The following is a 1,110-nucleotide window of genomic DNA, read 5'->3' on the forward strand; positions in this document are numbered from 1 at the left end:
TTGGTAGAGCATCTGACTTTTAATCAGAGGGTCAGAGGTTCGAATCCTCTATGGCTCACCATTTTAATAGCGGGTGTGGCGGAATTGGCAGACGCACTAGACTTAGGATCTAGCGCCTTACGGCGTGGGGGTTCGACTCCCTTCACCCGCATAAGCAGAAGTAGTTCAGCGGTAGAATACAACCTTGCCAAGGTTGGGGTCGCGGGTTCGAATCCCGTCTTCTGCTCCATTATTTTGCCGGGGTGGCGGAACTGGCAGACGCACAGGACTTAAAATCCTGCGGTGAGAGATCACCGTACCGGTTCGATTCCGGTCCTCGGCACCATAATATTGTTAATATGCGCCCGTAGCTCAATTGGATAGAGCGTTTGACTACGGATCAAGAGGTTATGGGTTCGACTCCTATCGGGCGCGCTTATTCTACGGGAAGTAGCTCAGCTTGGTAGAGCACTTGGTTTGGGACCAAGGGGTCGTAGGTTCGAATCCTGTCTTCCCGATAGTAACAATTAATTAGTTTAATTATGGGGGCTTAGCTCAGATGGGAGAGCGCCTGCTTTGCACGCAGGAGGTCAGCGGTTCGATCCCGCTAGTCTCCACCATATTAAATTTACAAACTAGATAACGGCGGTGTAGCTCAGCTGGCTAGAGCGTACGGTTCATACCCGTGAGGTCGGGGGTTCGATCCCCTCCACCGCCACTACTTATTAGTTGTAAGATTATATTTAGGACCTTTAGCTCAGTTGGTTAGAGCTAACGGCTCATAACCGTTCGGTCGCAGGTTCGAGTCCTGCAAGGTCCATATAATTTTGGAGGAATACCCAAGTTCGGCTGAAGGGATCGGTCTTGAAAACCGACAGGGCCTTAACGGGCCGCGGGGGTTCGAATCCCTCTTCCTCCGTTTTATATTTGGTCTCGTAGTGTAGCGGTTAACACGCCTGCCTGTCACGCAGGAGATCGCGGGTTCGATTCCCGTCGAGACCGCCATTTTATTTTAATAGCATTTTACCTATAATCATGGAGGAATACCCAAGTCCGGCTGAAGGGATCGGTCTTGAAAACCGACAGGGCCTTAACGGGCCGCGGGGGTTCGAATCCCTCTTCCTCCGTTTT

The 1,110-nt window shown here is 51.3% G+C and carries 11 tRNA genes; all 11 read left to right on the forward strand.

The features are described from left to right. Positions 1–69 precede the first annotated feature (69 nt). The 11 genes from HMPREF3125_RS03795 (at position 70) to HMPREF3125_RS03845 (ending at position 1,106) form a co-directional block, all read left to right on the forward strand. A tRNA-Leu gene (locus HMPREF3125_RS03795) sits at positions 70–151 on the forward strand. Positions 152–154: 3 nt separating this feature from the next. Beyond that, a tRNA-Gly gene (locus tag HMPREF3125_RS03800) sits at positions 155–229 on the forward strand. Positions 230–236: 7 nt separating this feature from the next. Continuing rightward, positions 237–325, forward strand: a tRNA-Leu gene (locus tag HMPREF3125_RS03805). 15 nt (positions 326–340) lie between these two features. Then, positions 341–414 (forward strand) — tRNA-Arg (locus HMPREF3125_RS03810). A gap of 9 nt (positions 415–423) precedes the next feature. Beyond that, positions 424–497 (forward strand) — tRNA-Pro (locus HMPREF3125_RS03815). Between the two features lie 26 nt (positions 498–523). Continuing rightward, positions 524–599, forward strand: a tRNA-Ala gene (locus tag HMPREF3125_RS03820). A 24-nt stretch (positions 600–623) separates the two neighbouring features. Further along, a tRNA-Met gene (locus tag HMPREF3125_RS03825) sits at positions 624–697 on the forward strand. 28 nt (positions 698–725) lie between these two features. Then, a tRNA-Ile gene (locus tag HMPREF3125_RS03830) sits at positions 726–799 on the forward strand. A 9-nt stretch (positions 800–808) separates the two neighbouring features. After that, positions 809–898: transfer RNA gene (locus HMPREF3125_RS03835), tRNA-Ser, on the forward strand. Between the two features lie 10 nt (positions 899–908). Beyond that, a tRNA-Asp gene (locus HMPREF3125_RS03840) sits at positions 909–984 on the forward strand. Between the two features lie 32 nt (positions 985–1,016). Further along, a tRNA-Ser gene (locus HMPREF3125_RS03845) sits at positions 1,017–1,106 on the forward strand. The last annotated feature ends 4 nt before the right edge of the window (positions 1,107–1,110 follow it).

The sequence above is a fragment of the Staphylococcus sp. HMSC13A10 genome (assembly GCF_001808005.1).
Lineage (GTDB): Bacteria > Bacillota > Bacilli > Staphylococcales > Staphylococcaceae > Staphylococcus > Staphylococcus pasteuri.